The sequence below is a fragment of the Endozoicomonas elysicola genome (genome assembly GCF_000710775.1).
GTDB lineage: Bacteria > Pseudomonadota > Gammaproteobacteria > Pseudomonadales > Endozoicomonadaceae > Endozoicomonas > Endozoicomonas elysicola.
This window is the reverse complement of the sequence record NZ_JOJP01000001.1, coordinates 3,598,282-3,614,792: the sequence shown is the minus strand read 5'-3', so window position 1 is coordinate 3,614,792 and position 16,511 is coordinate 3,598,282. Positions and strand designations below refer to the sequence as shown.

Sequence of the window (16,511 nt, the reverse complement as noted above, 5' to 3'; positions counted from 1 at the left end):
CTACAGCCAGCCTTTTCGTTTGAAGAAAAGAAACGTTGCCAGTGCGCTTAGCAGCATAAGCCCCAGGGCAAGAGGGTAGCCGTACTCAACGGAAAGCTCTGGCATGGTTTTAAAGTTCATTCCGTAAATACTGGCTATCAATGTTGGAGGCAGAAACATCACAGCGGCAACCGAGAAAATCTTGATGATATTGTTCTGCTCAAGATTGATATAACCCATGGTCGATTCCATCAGGAAGTTGATTTTCTCAAATATAAAGCCGGTATGCGGTGTCAGGGATTCAATATCCCGGAGCATATCCCGAATATTGTCCCGCTGTTCATCGTTCAGCATATGGTTGCATGAACGCATCAGGTAACGGAGAGAGCGCTGCGTATCCAGCAGATTCAGCCTTACTTTGCCATTCAGGTCTTCCTGAAGTGTGATGGTTCGTAGCTGTTCATTAACATCCTTATACTGTTCTGAAAGTGCATTCTGGCTGACCTCTTCCAGGTCTTCGTATACTTCTTCCAGGGTATCCGCCAGATATTCAACCTTGGCATCAAACAGTGCGATGAGAACATCCAGTGGTGTGGCGGCTTTAACATGCTGTGTTTTCAAATGTTTACGCATCAGCCTGAACAGGCCTGTGGGCTCATCCTGCAGGGTGATGAGTTTGTCGGATCTCAGGTTGAAGGCAACGTTAATGTTTCTCAGATCGTGACCGGCACGATGCGGAAACAGTGAGCGGATATGAATACCGCTTTCTGTCTCAAAGTAGCGTGATGATATCTCAATTTCACCCAGGTCCTCTTCTTCAGGCAGGCATCCGGGAAAGTGCGTAGTCAACCAGTGGTGTTCGTCACTATCCGGTTCAGTGGCTTCTAACCATATAGTGCCCTTGGCCGGAGGGAAATCTGGGGTAACCCGGTCAATGGAAAATTGGTTTTCCTGAGCACTATAGGCATAGATCATGGTTACTGCCTTTTATTGGTAAACAGCTTTGAGAGGGGTGCTGAGCACCAGTCACTGGATTGTCGGATCATCCAGACCATAAAACGCTAAATACCTGATGACACAGAGTCATGGGTAGATTGCCATATACCCGTTGCCTTGCAAATAGCTACTTTGTTGGCTGCATTCGTTTACTGGAACGCCAGCTCAGTCCGATCACCTACTATTTGTAGGCTCAAGGGGCTTTGCTTACTTGCCGCCGCGTAGCAACTTGAAATCCTTTGGGTATAGTACTGATGATTCGGCAATAAATTGCTGCTGAATTGTACGATAATTGACTTCTAATTGGATAGAAGGAATGTGTATCTGGCCATTCACCAGAAACGGTGCGGATTTTGAGTGCCAGAAATTATCTGGCACATTAATCTCAATTCTACAGTTTGAAAAGTCAGGGTGTTATTGCGTCAAGGCTGGATGCTTCTCGTAAAACACTGCTCAATGTATCACAGATTTTTTTGCAGCTTTGTGCGTCACGAATGGTGTCGCCATTACTGTCCGCAATAATAAAACTATCTTCAACCTTTTCACCAAATGTGGCAATTTTAGCGCCATGGACCTGTAATTGAAGTTTGGCAAAGCTTTTTCCTATCAGGGCCAGCAAGCCGGGACGGTCTGTAGCCGTTATATCCAGAATGGTTTGTCTGGGTTCGACCTGGTTACTGATCAGGACAACCGGTTCGCGGTTGAAGTAGCGAAGCTGCCGGGGTGTTCTTCGGCGAATGAGTTCTGGAAATTTATCAGGCGCAGCCAGTGTATTCTGTAAGTGAACCTGTATGTCAAGAATCCGCTCCGGGTTGGGGCCAATAGCCGATCCATCTTCTTCAAGCACGGTGTAGGTATCCAGACTGAAGTTATTATTAGACGTAATAATTCGGGCATCCTGAATAGCCAGTCCCAGTTGATGGAAGGCCGCAACTGTCGCTGCAAACAGGTTGGACTGGTCATGGGTATAAACAAATACTTTGGAACCTTGATGCTCATAGCCATCTTTGACTTCCGGGATCAGTATCAAAGGCTTGCCGGGCCGATGGTTCAGGATTCCTTCCGTCTGCCAGCTGATCTCATCACTCTGGTGTCGAAGAAAGTACTCATCGTTGAACTGTTCCCATAGCTTCAGGATCCAGGCTTCTTCAAAGCCCTTCTCCTTAAGTAATAGCAAAGCCTTTTGTTGGGTATTGGCAATTTGTTCATTGAGTTCAGGAAGGTTATCAATACCCCTTTTTAATAGCTGGTGAGTCTGTGAAAATAACTGTTGGAGCAGGGAGGCTCTCCAGCCATTCCATAGCCCGGGGTTTGTCGCATTGATGTCGGCCACCGTCAGCAAATAGAGGTATTTCAGTCTTTCCCTTGTGCCAACACGGCGGGCAAAGTCCTGGATGACGATAGGATCGGACAGGTCTTTTTTCTGAGCAGTGACTGACATCGTCAGGTGCTCCTGAACCAGCCAGACAATCAATGAAGTATCTTCTTTGTTTAATCCATGCACTCGACAGAATTGTTTTGCATCCACTGCGCCCAGTTGAGAGTGATCTCCACCGCGACCTTTGCCGATGTCGTGGTACAGGCCTGCCAGATAGAGGAGTTCGGGTTTTGGAATTCTATGAATAATTTTTGACGCAATGGGGAACTGCTGGCGACTCTTTTCGTAGGAGAAACCGCGCAAGTATTTGATCAGTAGCAGAGTGTGGGCGTCGACAGTTAATGTATGAAACAGATCATACTGCATCTGACCAATGATTTGCCCAAACTCTGGTAGATACCGTCCCAGAATGCCATAACGGGCCATTCTTCTCAGTGTGGCGGTGAGTGTGAACGGTGCTCTCATTAACTCCAGAAAAAGCCGCGTGCACCGAGGGTCTTTGCGAAAGGTGCTATCTACCAGGTGGCGATAGTCCCTGAGTAATCTTATGGTTTCTGCTGTCGGTCCCTGAATCGTCTGGTCTCTGGTTATAAGGACAAACATTTCCAGTATTGCGGGCGGATATTCGGCAAACACTTTATCGTGAACGGTTTCAATATAGTTATTACACACTTGAAATCGTTCGTTGATAGGGCGAACTTCCTGAGACTCACCGGCACTGAGAATATCATCATCAAAATGTTGAAGCAGCAGGTCCTTTAACTGGCTGACAATCATGACCGTTCGAAAATAGCTCTGCATAAACTGCTCAACAGCCAGTGCGCCAGTGTGGTCATGATAGCCAAACTGACTGGCCAGTGTCCGTTGGTGGTCGAATAGCAGTCGGTCTTCACTGCGTCCGGTCTGTGAGTGCAGGGCCCAGCGAATCTTCCACAGAAATGCCCTGCATCGCAGTAGCTGTTGGTGTTCAACATTGCTTAGAAAGCCAAGTTCCAGAAGCTCTGCGGGATCATGGGTTCCGTAGTGTCGTCGAGCGACCCAGCCCAGCATATGAAGATCCCGGAGTCCACCCGGAGAACCTTTTATATTGGGTTCCAGATCATACTCGGTATCGTTGTATTTCCGGTGTCGCTTACGTTGCTCTTCAAATTTTGCCTGAAGGTATCGCTGGCTTGGCCACATATGGTCAGTGTCCGTGATATCCAGCAAACGCTCATGCAGTACGGCTGGGCCTGATATCACTCTGGATTCCATCAGGTTTGTAATGATAGTCAGGTCATTGACTGCCTGATGTGCGCACTCGGCAAGAGATCGCACACTGGATCCGACTTTCAGGCCTATATCCCAGAGTAACGTCAAAAAATGCTCAATGGCATCTTGGTGCTCATTATAATGGTCTTCTTCAAGAAGAATCAGGATATCAATATCGGAACCGGGGTGAAGTTCCCCCCTTCCATAGCCGCCAACAGCCAGCAAGGCAATAGGGCAGCCTTTGGTCCAGTCCAGATGTTCCCATGACAGACATAACACCTGATCAATAAGCCAGGCTCTGGCAAATACCAGCTGTTCAATATCCATTCCATCCATGAACCATTGATCCATTTTAGCGGTGGCTTCTTTAAGGCACTTCTTATAGGCAGGGATTGGCGTTTTAGAAATGGTCAGGTCTGCACGGAACTGGCTTTTGTTAAAAAGACTGTCCTTAACGGGGGCTGGAATCTTCTGGAAAGGATTACTCATTATAGGCTTCTGTCTTTTATTGTTGGCTCAGGGCTGTTTCTGACTCATAAAATGGACTGGTTGATTCAAGACCTGATCGGGAGAGTTTATTGAACCTGATTAAGTGGCTATGCAAACGGAATTGAGCATTTCTGATTTTTTTGCTCAGCTACTTATGAGTATTTTAAGGGGATTGGTGGAAAAAATCAGTACTATAATGGCTTGTAACGCTTAAATATGAATCGAATGTGTCTGCCTCCTGTTTTATTTTCATTGCATTTTCTGCATGAGTAATACGTCACTATGAGTATATTTTCTTCTGGTCAAATATGGGCTGCAGTTGACTGGGGAGCCGATAGTTACAAGGCTTTTCTGATTAAAAAAGGAAACCTGGTAGATACTAAGGCTGGTGAGCAGGGGGTACTTAAGGTTGAGGATCAGGCATTTGAGGTCACATTAAGGCAGTTGATTGACTCATGGTTATCTGCTCATGGTGAGTTTCCAATCATTCTTTCAGGGCTGGTGGGAGCTAGAGAGGGTTGGGTAGAGGCGCCCTATATTCACACGCCTTGTTCCAGTGTTGAGATTCAGGGGGGGGTAGTCACGGTTCCTACCAACCAGTTGAAAAATGTGTTTATAGTACCGGGTATTTTGCACACGGGGGAAGATTATCCCGAGGTTTTAAGGGGGGAAGAGGTATCTATTATTGGTGCCATCAAGGAGCAGGCACTGTCAGATGGGTGGATTCTGAGACCAGGAGAACATTCGAAGCTGGTCAGGGTGGCAGAGGGGGGGGTTAGCCTTTTGTCCACATATATTACGGGTGAGCTCTTCAAGCTGCTGGATCAATATTCATCCTTATCTCGGCACTCAGGCATTGAACAGAAAACGTCTTCCATTGATTTTATGACCGGCGTCAGAACCGCCTTGAAGTCAGGTTGTTTGTCAAAAGTCTTATTCAGTTCGAGTACCCGGCGGCTGGTCAGTCAAATTGAGGCAGAGCATGTCAGCAGTTATTTATCAGGGCTATTGATTGGTCACGAGTTCCGAGACCTGAAGTCTATGGGGTTAGATGATATTGTCGTTGTTGGAAGCGGGCAGTTGATGGAGCTTTACCAGTTGGCGTTTGATGAACTTTCCATTAAAACCACGTTGCTTGATTCTGATCGGGCTTACCTGTCTGGTGCGCAGTTAATTCTGGAATCTTTGGGGGTGGACAGCTGACGGTAGAGATTACTGATACACCTTGAAGGTAATGAATACCTTCAAGGTGTTTAGTTTTGGAGCTGGAGGCTTTTTTTAGAAGCTTTCTTCAGATCGTTTGGTTAATACTTCATAACCCGTAGCAGTCACCGCAATGGTATGTTCCCATTGTGCTGAAGGTCGGCGGTCTCTGGTTACCGCTGTCCATGCATCACCCAGCAACTTTGTTCCTTTCTTGCCAGCGTTGATCATTGGCTCAATGGTGAAGGTCATTCCTTCTTTCAGAACGCAGTCATTTCTATCGTTATAGCCTTCATAGTGAATGACTTGAGGGTCTTCATGGAAAACCCGGCCAATACCATGACCGCAATACTCTTCGACCACAGTGAAGTGGTTGGCATGGGCATGTCTGGCAATGACACGCCCAATATCGCTTAAACGATTACCGGGTTTAACTTGTTCAATGCCCATATAAAGGCATTCCTGAGTAACCTGAACCAGCCTTTGATTAAATGCCTGAACCTCACCCACCAGAAACATTTTGCTGGTGTCACCGTGATAGCCATCTTTGATAACCGTGATATCGATGTTGACAACATCACCGCTTTTCAGAAACTTCTTATCACTTGGAATGCCATGACAAACCACCTGGTTAATGGAAATACAGGTGGATTTTGGAAAGCCGGGACGCCCTGGTGCAGCACCATAGTTCAGAGGGGCTGGGATTGCTTTCTGAACATTAACAATATAGTCATGGCAGATGCGATCCAACTCCCCTGTTGAAACGCCAGGCTTCACATAAGGTTCGATCATTTCCAGCACTTCAGCGGCCAGACGGCCAGCGATGCGCATCTTTTCAATGTCTTCAGGGGTTTTAATGGTTACATTCATTGTTTGGTTAAGCCGCTTAAAAGATGCGAAAGTCAAATGATAATGCTTATTATCTTATCAGAATCCCTGAGCGAAGTATTAACAATATTATAAAAGCTTAAGTGCCCCTTCTGGAGAAGGGGCGCCACAGGGTTAGCCAGCTGTGTAGTATGTAGCAGCACCGGGACCTACTGGCATATTTAGCACAAATACCCAGATAAAGAACAGTACTGTCCAGCCAATCAGGAAGAAAATAGAGTAAGGCAGCATAGTGGAAATCAATGTGCCGATTCCCAAGTCTTTCTTATAGCGAGTCGCGAACGAAACAATCAGGCCAAAATAGCTCATCATGGGAGTAATGATATTGGTGACTGAGTCGCCAATCCGGTATGCCGCCTGAATCACTTCCGGGGCATAGCCGACCAGCATAAGCATGGGAACAAAAATAGGGGCTGTAACAGCCCACTGTGCTGAAGCACTGCCAATCATCAAATTGACAAAGCCGCACATCAGAATGAAAACGAGGAAGAGCAGGGGGCCTGTCAGTCCGATGTTTTGCAGGAATTCTGCGCCAAGTACGGCGAAGATCGTTCCGAAGTTTGTCATTTTAAAGAAAGCGACAAACTGAGCGGCAAAGAACACCAGAACAATATACATACCCATGGTGCCCATACTTTTGGCCATGCAGTCAATGACATCACGGTCATTCTTGATAGTGCCAACTACTTTGCCATAAACGATGCCGGGTACCGCAAAAAATACCAGAATCATGGCAACGATACCCTTGAGGAAAGGTGATCCGGCAACCAGTCCTGTATTCGGGTTTCTCAATACACCCCATTCTGGAACAATAGTCAGTGCCATAAGGGCAGAAACCGCCAGAACAGACAGACCTGCCATTTTCAGGCCCCGCTTTTCGTCTGAGGTGATCTGATCCAGCTTTTCCTCGGCCAGATTGATGCTGGCTTCTTTTGGGTTGTATGGGCCAAGGTTGGGCTCAACAAACCGGATCGTCACCCAGCTGCCAACACCGGCAATCATAAAGGTGCTCAGCACCATGAAATACCAGTTAACTTCAGGTCCAACGACATAGGTTGGGTCGATAATTCTGGCTGCCGTCTGGGTGATCCCGGCCAGTAGTGGGTCAACGGTGCCGAGCAGCAGGTTTGCGCTGTAACCACCCGATACACCGGCAAAAGCTGCGGCTAACCCGGCAATAGGGTGTCTGCCCAGCGAGTGGAATATCATTGCTGCTAATGGTATCAGAACGACATAGCCCAGCTCTGAGGCGGTATTGGAGATAACGCCAGCAAAAACAACGATAAGAGTCACCGTGTTTTTGGAGGCTTTCATGACCAGGGAGCGAACAGCTGCACTAAGCAGGCCGGAGTGTTCGGCAATGCCAACTCCAAGAATGGCCACCAGTACGGTACCCAGTGGTGCAAAGCCGGTAAAGTTGGACACCAGGCTGGTGACAATCATTCTGAGACCATCACCATTCAGGAGGTTAACAACCTCGATGATACCGTCGGCAGCTCTTCCGGGAGCACCAATAGGGCGGGGGTCCATAACACTGAGGCCAAACCAGGAAGCCAGGCCGCTTAGCACGACAATGGCAAACGCAAAGAGCGCGAATAGAGTCACCGGATGAGGTAGCAGGTTGCCTAACCACTCCACAGTGCTGAGAAAACGATTAAAGGTGCTGCGCTTATTATTATTTTTGGCATCACCTGTTGGGAGTACTTCGTGGTACGACATATTCCACTCCAACAGTTGTGTCAATTTTTATAAGTGTGCTTATTTTCGCACATCATGAATTTCAGCCATCAGACTATGGATCGTGTTAAAGAAGTCCGAGTTTTCAGGCTACTTGGTGGTCGGGCAAAAGCCCCGACATAAAGCTTTTTTCTCAAGTATGTTGAGAAAATAATGAACGATGGTACATAAGTTGAATATAAATAAAAAGTTGAAACTGGTGCTTAACTCATTGTATGGCAGGTGTTTATTTTGATTTTTTCTGGTCAATCCAGCTATTATTTTGTTGAATTTAATAAGCGTTGGATGATTGTTTTTTTATGCCTGAAAATACTGGTAAAAATACTTATTTTGGGCAGGCATTCTTTAAAAGGGGCTTGAAAATGGCAGATTATCCTTTTGGAAAAGCACTTATTAAGCCATGCTTTTAAAACCAGATTCCCAAGTATTTGAGCGTTAACACGGTAGCACCAATAGGCACTAAGGCTTGTGTCCATCCTACAGAGTGCCAGAAGGTGGATAGCCAGGTTCTGTGATCCACATTGGGATTGGTTTTGAACCTGACATCCAGGCTTTTTTTCGAAAAATAGTTCCTTTCATAGCGGTTCCAGCTGAAAAGCCCCCAAAGGGTATACCATTTACAGTCCCAGGCGTCAGGGTCTGACTCACAGGATTGGAGGTAAAAAGGAAGGTTCTTCTGGTACACCGTTAATTTCAGAGTGTATTCAGTATCGGGAGTCAGATGATCGTCATAGCTGAGCTCGTCGTCAGACAAGAATACCTTGCCCGGGTAATAGAAAAGTGAAGGGACAAAGCTTCTGTATATATTTTTATTGGGGTGGTCACCATTTTTTAGCTTGAACTCCCAGAGCGTTGATCTCCGAATCTTCTGGTCACTTGAAATGGCATTGAGTGTTTGCTGAATGGCTTTCGCTTCATCAATATAAATGGTCGACTTTAATCTTTCTCCAAATATTGAGGGTTCGAAAAGCTGAACTCGAATAATAATGCTCTTTAATTTTTTAGAAATATCTTCTGAAACCTCACTCATTGTTGCTGCTGAATAATCCTGGGCTCTCATGATAAGAGGGAATCCTTTGGCTACTCTCTGACCATTATACCCAGTGGTTGATTGCCAGATCAGAGGTTCAAGTTCTGTGTTGTCAAAGGCCGTTGGTAAGGAAAAAGCATTGGGTGAACTTGAGGTGATTCTTTTGGAAGTGTACACAGAAAAACTGACATTATCGTAACCATTAACTCTGCATGAAAGGCTCTCGGCATGCTTGTCGTTTATCGTCATGCCGGAACTGTACTCATTTCTGGGATCTTCAATTGACAATGTTGGGCTTAGTTTTTCTGACTGATTACCGCTCCACCAGCTGGTCTTCAGATTACCGACCGTAATGACTTCTTTTTCACCGGGTAGCAGGTCATAACCATTAGCGAGGATGTCGACATGGTTTTTGTGTCCGGGATGCCACCATTTAGCATCTTTTCTGATGAACTTCACATTGAAATCAAGCTGTCCATGCCCACAAGCCAGTTCCTCATCATGCGTAATGTCTGCATAGCAAGTCAGTGGTATATGGGTACATGAGTTATCATCGCAATATACAATGGCTCCACAATGCAGCTCCGATGTTACCAACTCGCACTCCTGCCAGCTCCAGTGAAGATTCGTTGGGTAATGAATAGCTGCAGACCATTCTGGTTCCGGAAGTTGCCTAAGAAACTCTATTGCTTTGGTTCGATCAATGTTCTTTAAGTCTTGCCATGCTTCTTCATCATAAGGCATCTGCTGTCGAAGGTGTTCATGATGTGCTTCAGAGCACTTCAAGCTCTCACCCATAAAGTTTCGGCTTTTATTAGCAGGGATTACCAGTCCTGGGCACGATTCACTGCGTCTTTCGATAGGGGCGTGTCGTTCAACGCAGTAATAGAGCGCTGAAGCAGGAATAGAATATGAAAAGAGTATCAGCATTGATACCCTGGTGGAATGGAAAAAACTGATCATGGCATGGGAGCCTTTTTCATCACAAGGGCTCGTATAGAGCCCTGTAATCACGAGCTAAGGCATTAGGAGGAATAGAGCGACTGCCCCTACAGGTATCGCAAGTTGAGCATAGCTGACAAAGTGCCAGAAGCTTGATGACCAGGTTCTCAGGTCAACATTGGGATTTGATCTGAACCTGACATCAAGGCTTTTCCTTGAAAAATAATTATCTTCATGCCGACTTGAGCTGAAGAGTCCCCATAAGGTGTACCACTTACAATCCCAAGCATCGGGATCGGACTCACAGGACTGATGGTAGAAGGGAAGGTTTTTCTGGTAGACCGTTAATTTGAGTGTGTATTCTGTATCAGGAGCCAGATTATCCTCATAACTGAGTGCTTCATCCGACAAGAAAATTTTTCCCGGATAATAAAACAATGATGGCAGGTAGCTTCTATAGATGTTCTTGTTTGGGTTATTGCCATTTTTTAGTTTAAACTCCCAAAGTGTGGACCGTCGTATCTTCTGATCACTTGAGATGGCATTCAGTGTTTGCTGAATAGCTTTCGCTTCATCAATATAAATGGTTGCCTTTAAGCGCTCTCCAAATATTGAGGGTTCATAGAGCTGAACCCTGACAATGATGTTTTTCAGTTTTTCTGTTACGTCTTCTGAGACTTCACTGAGGGCGGCTGCTGAGAAGTCTTGTGCTCTCATTATCAGCGGGTAGCCTTTTTCTTCTCTTGAACCATTCATGCCAGGTGCGGACTGCCATACCAGTGGGTCAATGTCTTCATTGTCAAAAGCTTTGGGGAGTGAGAACGCATTAGGTGATTGTGAAGCAATTCTTCTCTGGGTGTCTACGGTAAAACTGACCTTGTCATGACCCTGAAAGCGGCATGAAAGGCTATCAGATTGCTGGTTATGAATAAACTGTCTAAGGTTGTACTCATTTTTGGGGTCTTCGATAATAAGAGTTGGGGTTAACTCTGTAGAATGAGACTCCCACCAGCTGCTTTTCAGATTACTGATCGTGATTGCTTCCTCTTCTCCGGGCAGGAGGTCATACCCATTGGCAAGTCGATCAACATAGTTGGGACTCCCCGGATTCCAGTGATCAGCATTTTTTTTCAAAAACTCTACATCAAAGTCCAGTTGTCCATCCCCGCCGGTACAGTACTGATTTTCATGAACTGTGATATCTGCATAACAACTTTTTGGTTCCAGATGGCACTGGTTGACGTGTTGTGTGCCACCGTGCTCTGTTGGTACAACTCTTTCTTCACAAACCTCGTAGGTTCCGCAGATAAATGCATCAGTGACCAGGCGACAGTCTTCCCACTCCCAGTGAATATAAGTTTGATAATGTATTTCACCTGACCAGGCTGGTGAAGGTTGTTGTCGTAAAATATCGGCAGCTTCATGACGACTGATGTTTTTCAGGTCAAGCCAGGCTTCTTCATCAAAGGATTCTGGTAAACGGACATGTGTATTATTGTTGCCAGAGCACTTCAACTCTTCAAACCGGAAATTTCGGGTTTTGTAGGAAGGAATAATTTGTCCGGGACATGACCAGCTCGGTCTGTCATAGGAGGCTGATCTTTGAAAGCAGTAATTTGCAATGAAATAGGGCTCCGAGCCTCCGAGAAAAGCGTAGGGTTTGGAAGGAAAAAGTATGGCTAGTAAAGCCGCATACAAAAGGTGCTTTTTAATAGCCATTAAAATGACCTGCGAAAATTTTTAATAAGATAATTATTTTGCAAATGAGTACCCATTTCCGGGTACTCACCTAACCACTATATTTTTAGAGTCAACCGGGTTAGAAGCCCTGGCGCCTTTTTCTGCGGTCAGAATAGACATTGCCCCTTGTCAGTTCATCAACCACGCTTTGCAACTTTCGTGCTTCATCGAGACGGTTTTCCTGATTTTCCAAGGCGTTAATGCACATGGCAACAGCACCTTTGAGTGTCCCTGCCTCAACGACCATGACATCACTTTCGATATCATCTTCATCCATCTCGGTTGGGGAGGTGAATACCTGTCTGGCTTTTACTTGATATAGAGCACGGCCCATATCAGAACTAAGGTAATGATGGCGATATCCGTCACGAACTTTTCTCAGCCCACCTGAACGGCTGATAGCCAGCTCTTCATCAATGTCTTTTTTGATCAGGGCAATGATGAAGTATTTAGTGTCCATCTCATTGGATTTACCGGCAACCCAGGTTATCCATGAGCTGACAGAGGACCACTTTTTACTGGCAGAATTCTCTATGGTCACCATGGCTTCCTGGGCAAGGTTTGAATAGCGCATGAGCTTGTTCTGGTCGTATATGGGGGCGGCTCCAACAGTCATATCATTGAGGTAATAATCTAGGTTGAAAATACGCTTATCGTATTCAACAGGGATACAGCCTATCTGAATGCCGTAGGTGGCCCGGATGTAGGATCTTGCCCAGAATGCATCCATCAGCATCTCTTTGGCTCTTTTGCTGCCTTCCGGGTCGGACATGGTTCTGTACCTTTCGGAAGTGCCAAAAGTATCAATGAAGGTTTCAATGGCATCTTTGGTGAAGCGGTTGATTCCCTCATCAATGACGCGCTTATCCTGGGTGCGCATGGCTCTGAGTTGCAGGATGTTGCGTTTCATGTCAGATATTTGATCAGAGGTATAAAGAGACATTCCTTTTAGCTGATCACTGTTAATCCCGAGCTGCTGATGAAAAATGCCATTTGGGAGAACAATGGTGAAGTGAAGTTCGCTGACCTGAGAGTCCAGTCTTCGCAGTGCTGATTGATACTGGTGAACCAGAGGTAGCATATCAACCTGATGTTCTGGATCAACCGTTATGTCGGGCCTCAGGGTGGGAAAGTTTTCCAGGTTGTTGACGTCCTCCAAAAATAAATTGGACTCCTGTTTGAACGTTCTCACATTGCTGAGAAATTCTTTCACTGGTATTGGTTGAAGAATGCTTTCGTCAGAAGCTTTCTGGATTTCTGAAGCCACAACGGTTAAATCTCTGAGCCTGCTATGCAGTCTATCAATGGTTGAGAGCAGGATGTCTCCATCACGCTCACCCCTCATATAGAAAGCCTGTATATATTGTTTTTCAATTTCTGTTTTGTTGGATAGATTGATATTCAATTCATCGGTACTGTCCGGTGTAACATTGACAACGGGAGGTAATGCTGTTTCCAGATCAGCTCTGGGCATTTTTTCATGATAATAGCCAGAAGGTGAATAGTGTCCATGGTTATGTTCAACCTGGATTGGCTCTGTTCGTGTGGGGTTTCTTGCTTCTACTGTTTCTATATACGGAATTGAAATAAATAAGGCGCACAATAACAGGCTGCCAGGGATTCTGTTCATCGCTTAAACTCTGATTTGAGGTAAGTTATCTGCTTTGTTGATTGACCGTGGTGAAAGAATATAGTTCCATCTTATTGAGTGTGCATGGAGTTAATTTAACTAATAAAGCCATTTTAGATAGCCGTAGTGGCTAGCTTATTGTTGTTTGTGATTTGTTTGGTGATTCTAAAAAGTATCTTTTAACTTTGTGGTTGATTATTGCTTGTTGGGCTTACTACGGGATGTCTTGATAGAAGTGAGGTAATCCTTAGTAAGGAAGTTCTTACTTGTGTATTGTTTTTGAATGTTTTCAGGTTTGATAAGTTGACAAGTTAATCGTCATATATTGGAGGTAAGCATTTGTTCTCTATTCTCGTTAGTTAAGAAGAATTCCGCTGTACTGTAGGGTTTACGTAGTAAATCAATTGAACAAAAACAGGCTTGGCTTTGCTGGCTTTCCCTGCAAAAATGTTAATGTAGGGCTTAATGTTTACCCTAAAGATTATCTTGTTTTTTACTCATAAGTGTCTGTGATATAAAGCAAGTTTGCCGATTGTATTAATCTGATTGGGGGGTGTAGCTTTTGGGAGGAGGAATCAGCCACAGGGCCTCATAGGGTTTTAAGTGATCTGAAACAAAGGGCTTTTTCCCAAGCAGTTCAAACCAGTTTCTGTATTTTTTCAGACAATGTTTCATATGGGTATGAGTCAGGTTATGAATAGCAATCAGGTGTTTTCCGGTTTTTGGTTCGGTTCTTGAAAAAGCGAAAATACCTGGGGCTATATCAATAATGGCTTGTGGGTTGTCAGGGTGGAAGCAGCTTTCTTTTCTACGGATCTCAATGATTTCTTTCAGGGTTTTGAAAATCATACTTTGTGTTGAAACCGGGTTATTCAGTTCTGTCATCAGATCTTTGAGATCCCATCTACGACGATTGATAGAGCGGGTTCGGCCAGAGCTTTCAACACCCGAAAGATCGTTTGGTGTGGCCAGCAGACTGTGAATATACATTGCTGGAATGCCTTTCATGCCGAGCATGATAATCTGTGAGCAGAGAAAACGCTGTGCTTGCCAGTGATCTTCACCACGGCGAGTGCCTTTCATGGCATCAAACAGGGCAATGTTGATTTCATAGGGCTTCTCGCTCTGATCTTCCAGCGTGCGAACACTCACAAAACCACCGAATCTATGCATGCTGTCCACCAGTTCCGAGACTTCATTATCAGGAACGAGTCCTTCCAGGGGGCGTAGTCCTATGCCATCGTGAGATGCTGTAAAATTCAATACAGTACATCCCTTGGGGTATTCTGGTAATGCCCTTGCCCAGTGCGCCAGATGTTTCTCTGTGCCTCTGTTTAGTGCATGAAGGATCAGCGGGGGCAGGGCAAACTGGTATACCATGTGGGCTTCATTGCCATGGGAAAAGTAACTGAAGTTTTCCTTATCAGGTACATTTGTTTCTGTTAGCAGTAGCGCGCCGGGTCTGACTTTTTCGATGATTACTCTCATTAATTTTACGATGGTATGAGTTTCTGGCAGGTGCACACAGGTTGTATTGAGCTCTTTCCATAGAAAGGCGATGGCATCAAGCCGAATCACACTGGTGCCTTGTGCAAGATAGAAAAGCACAACATCGACTATTTTTATCAGTACATCAGGATTTCTGAAATTGAGGTCTATCTGGTCTTCGCTGAACGTTGCCCAAACATGGCGGGTTCCGCGGCGCGTCTGGGTCGGGATCAGAAGGGGGGAGTTTCTGGGGCGGGTGACCATGGTCAGGTCTGTTTCCGGAGTTTGTTCAATAAAGTAATCCCTGCCAGGTTGGGTGCCACTGACAAAGTCTGCAAACCAAAGACTTTCCCTGGATACGTGATTAATGACCAGATCTGTCATCACCCGGTAATCCTTGGCTATGGCGCTGATATCCTTCCAGCGTCCCAGTGCTGGATTAACTTGCAGATAATCAATGACTGAAAAACCGTCATCCGAACTAAAAGGGAAATAGGGTAGTATATGAACAGTTGAAATCAGTTGTTTTAGCTGCTTTTTAAGGAATGAATTTAAGGTGTTGAGTGGTTTTTTTTCTCCGTCAATGATGCTGTCACCATAGGTGATCAGATAGATATCCTGTTCTGACCATGTTGGAAAATGTTGGTGCGCGTTGTTGAGAAGGAAGTGTTCTACCCGAAGGACAATGATGCTGGCCAGATCCTCAGACTTGTCTCCATATGGGAGTTTTAGAAGTTGTGACAGCGTCTGGTGAAATGAAGCAAAGATAGGTGGGTAGCTTTGCACTGTGCATCTCCTGAAATAAAGGCCATCTTGTTTACTCTCTTTATCGGAAGCATGAGTTGTGCCATATAACCTTGGCACGGGATCTGCTTTGTTTTGCAGTAAATGTGCAATTGATAAATCAGTAAATGGAGTTATTGAATGATTTCAAAATGTCTCTTTCCTGTTGCCGGTTATGGAACACGATTTCTACCGGCCACCAAGTCCATGCCTAAAGAAATGCTCCCAATTGTTGACAAACCACTGATTCAATATGGCGTTGAGGAGGCTATGGAAGCCGGATTAACGGATCTTGGTTTTGTGAATGGCCGTAATAAGCGGGCGATACCTGATCACTTCGATATTAACTATGAGCTTGAGGCCGAGATTGCGGGAAGTGGTAAGGAAGAGAAACTGTCTTCGATTCGGGATGTGATGTCGGCATGTACATTCTCTTATACACGGCAGAATCAGATGCTGGGGCTGGGGCATGCCATTGCCTGCGGAAAGACATTAATTGGTGATCAGCCCTTCGGTGTCATTCTTGCTGATGATCTTTGTATGAATGATGAGGGGCCATTGGTGATGGCTCAGCTGGTTAATCTTTATAAGCAGTTTCGTTGCACAATTCTTGCGGTTCAGGAAGTGCCAGAGGCAGAAACTGAAAAATATGGTGTGATTGTGGGGGAGGCTCTGGATGAACAATTGATTCGGGTGACGGACATGGTTGAGAAGCCGGCTCCTTCTGAGGCGCCCAGCAATCTTGCCGTGATTGGACGTTACGTTCTGACCCCCGATATCTTTGACATTATTGCCAATACGGAAGCTGGGAAAAACGGTGAGGTGCAGCTCACGGATGCCATTTTGACTCAGGCCAGGAGTGGTTGTGTGATTGCCTGTAAATTTCAGGGTAAGCGATTTGATTGCGGCAGTATTGGTGGTTTTGTCGAGGCAACCAATGCCATTTATCAAAAGCGTTTTGGCTGAGTGGATGGTTT

The 16,511-nt window shown here is 45.4% G+C and carries 10 protein-coding genes; 2 read left to right on the top strand and 8 right to left on the bottom strand.

Annotated elements, in window-relative coordinates; all coding sequences use genetic code 11:
* Together corA and glnD are read right to left on the bottom strand one after the other, a co-directional pair.
* The gene (gene corA / locus GV64_RS15560; protein ID WP_020584332.1) at positions 1 to 954 is read right to left on the bottom strand and encodes a magnesium/cobalt transporter CorA; all 954 of its coding nucleotides are present in this window, start codon (positions 952 to 954) and stop codon (positions 1 to 3) included.
* A gap of 427 nt (positions 955 to 1,381) precedes the next feature.
* On the bottom strand, positions 1,382 to 4,093 hold the full coding sequence (gene glnD, locus GV64_RS15555; RefSeq protein WP_020584333.1) for a [protein-PII] uridylyltransferase: 2,712 nt from the start codon (positions 4,091 to 4,093) through the stop codon (positions 1,382 to 1,384).
* Between the two features lie 282 nt (positions 4,094 to 4,375).
* Here glnD and GV64_RS15550 point away from each other — a divergent pair, with 282 nt between their 5' ends.
* The gene (locus tag GV64_RS15550; protein ID WP_020584334.1) at positions 4,376 to 5,296 is read left to right on the top strand and encodes a 2-dehydro-3-deoxygalactonokinase; all 921 of its coding nucleotides are present in this window, start codon (positions 4,376 to 4,378) and stop codon (positions 5,294 to 5,296) included.
* 75 nt (positions 5,297 to 5,371) lie between these two features.
* Here GV64_RS15550 and map read toward each other — a convergent pair whose 3' ends face one another.
* The 6 genes from map to GV64_RS15520 form a co-directional block, all read right to left on the bottom strand.
* The gene (gene map, locus GV64_RS15545; RefSeq protein WP_020584335.1) at positions 5,372 to 6,166 is read right to left on the bottom strand and encodes a type I methionyl aminopeptidase; all 795 of its coding nucleotides are present in this window, start codon (positions 6,164 to 6,166) and stop codon (positions 5,372 to 5,374) included.
* 132 nt (positions 6,167 to 6,298) lie between these two features.
* Positions 6,299 to 7,903, bottom strand: coding sequence for an AbgT family transporter (locus GV64_RS15540; RefSeq protein WP_020584336.1), 1,605 nt, complete (start codon positions 7,901 to 7,903; stop codon positions 6,299 to 6,301).
* Between the two features lie 424 nt (positions 7,904 to 8,327).
* The gene (locus GV64_RS15535) at positions 8,328 to 9,881 is read right to left on the bottom strand and encodes a hypothetical protein (RefSeq protein ID WP_152554082.1); all 1,554 of its coding nucleotides are present in this window, start codon (positions 9,879 to 9,881) and stop codon (positions 8,328 to 8,330) included.
* An 87-nt stretch (positions 9,882 to 9,968) separates the two neighbouring features.
* Positions 9,969 to 11,612, bottom strand: a complete 1,644-nt coding sequence (locus GV64_RS15530; RefSeq protein WP_020584339.1) for a hypothetical protein — start codon at positions 11,610 to 11,612, stop codon at positions 9,969 to 9,971.
* Positions 11,613 to 11,712: 100 nt separating this feature from the next.
* On the bottom strand, positions 11,713 to 13,263 hold the full coding sequence (locus GV64_RS15525; RefSeq protein ID WP_020584340.1) for a hypothetical protein: 1,551 nt from the start codon (positions 13,261 to 13,263) through the stop codon (positions 11,713 to 11,715).
* Positions 13,264 to 13,800: 537 nt separating this feature from the next.
* Positions 13,801 to 15,537 (bottom strand): sugar phosphorylase, encoded by a 1,737-nt coding sequence (locus tag GV64_RS15520; protein WP_020584341.1) that lies wholly within the window; start codon positions 15,535 to 15,537, stop codon positions 13,801 to 13,803.
* Between the two features lie 138 nt (positions 15,538 to 15,675).
* Here GV64_RS15520 and galU point away from each other — a divergent pair, with 138 nt between their 5' ends.
* Positions 15,676 to 16,500 (top strand): UTP--glucose-1-phosphate uridylyltransferase GalU, encoded by an 825-nt coding sequence (gene galU / locus GV64_RS15515; protein WP_020584342.1) that lies wholly within the window; start codon positions 15,676 to 15,678, stop codon positions 16,498 to 16,500.
* Positions 16,501 to 16,511: the final 11 nt, after the last annotated feature.

What these genes read in the sequence shown, in the direction of transcription:
- corA (WP_020584332.1), bottom strand. Translation starts at nt 954, where the DNA reads ATGATCTATGCCTATAGTGCTCAGGAAAACCAATTTTCCATTGACCGG.
- glnD (WP_020584333.1), bottom strand. Translation starts at nt 4,093, where the DNA reads ATGAGTAATCCTTTCCAGAAGATTCCAGCCCCCGTTAAGGACAGTCTT.
- GV64_RS15550 (WP_020584334.1), top strand. Translation starts at nt 4,376, where the DNA reads ATGAGTATATTTTCTTCTGGTCAAATATGGGCTGCAGTTGACTGGGGA.
- map (WP_020584335.1), bottom strand. Translation starts at nt 6,166, where the DNA reads ATGAATGTAACCATTAAAACCCCTGAAGACATTGAAAAGATGCGCATC.
- GV64_RS15540 (WP_020584336.1), bottom strand. Translation starts at nt 7,903, where the DNA reads ATGTCGTACCACGAAGTACTCCCAACAGGTGATGCCAAAAATAATAAT.
- GV64_RS15535 (WP_152554082.1), bottom strand. Translation starts at nt 9,881, where the DNA reads ATGCTGATACTCTTTTCATATTCTATTCCTGCTTCAGCGCTCTATTAC.
- GV64_RS15530 (WP_020584339.1), bottom strand. Translation starts at nt 11,612, where the DNA reads ATGGCTATTAAAAAGCACCTTTTGTATGCGGCTTTACTAGCCATACTT.
- GV64_RS15525 (WP_020584340.1), bottom strand. Translation starts at nt 13,263, where the DNA reads ATGAACAGAATCCCTGGCAGCCTGTTATTGTGCGCCTTATTTATTTCA.
- galU (WP_020584342.1), top strand. Translation starts at nt 15,676, where the DNA reads ATGATTTCAAAATGTCTCTTTCCTGTTGCCGGTTATGGAACACGATTT.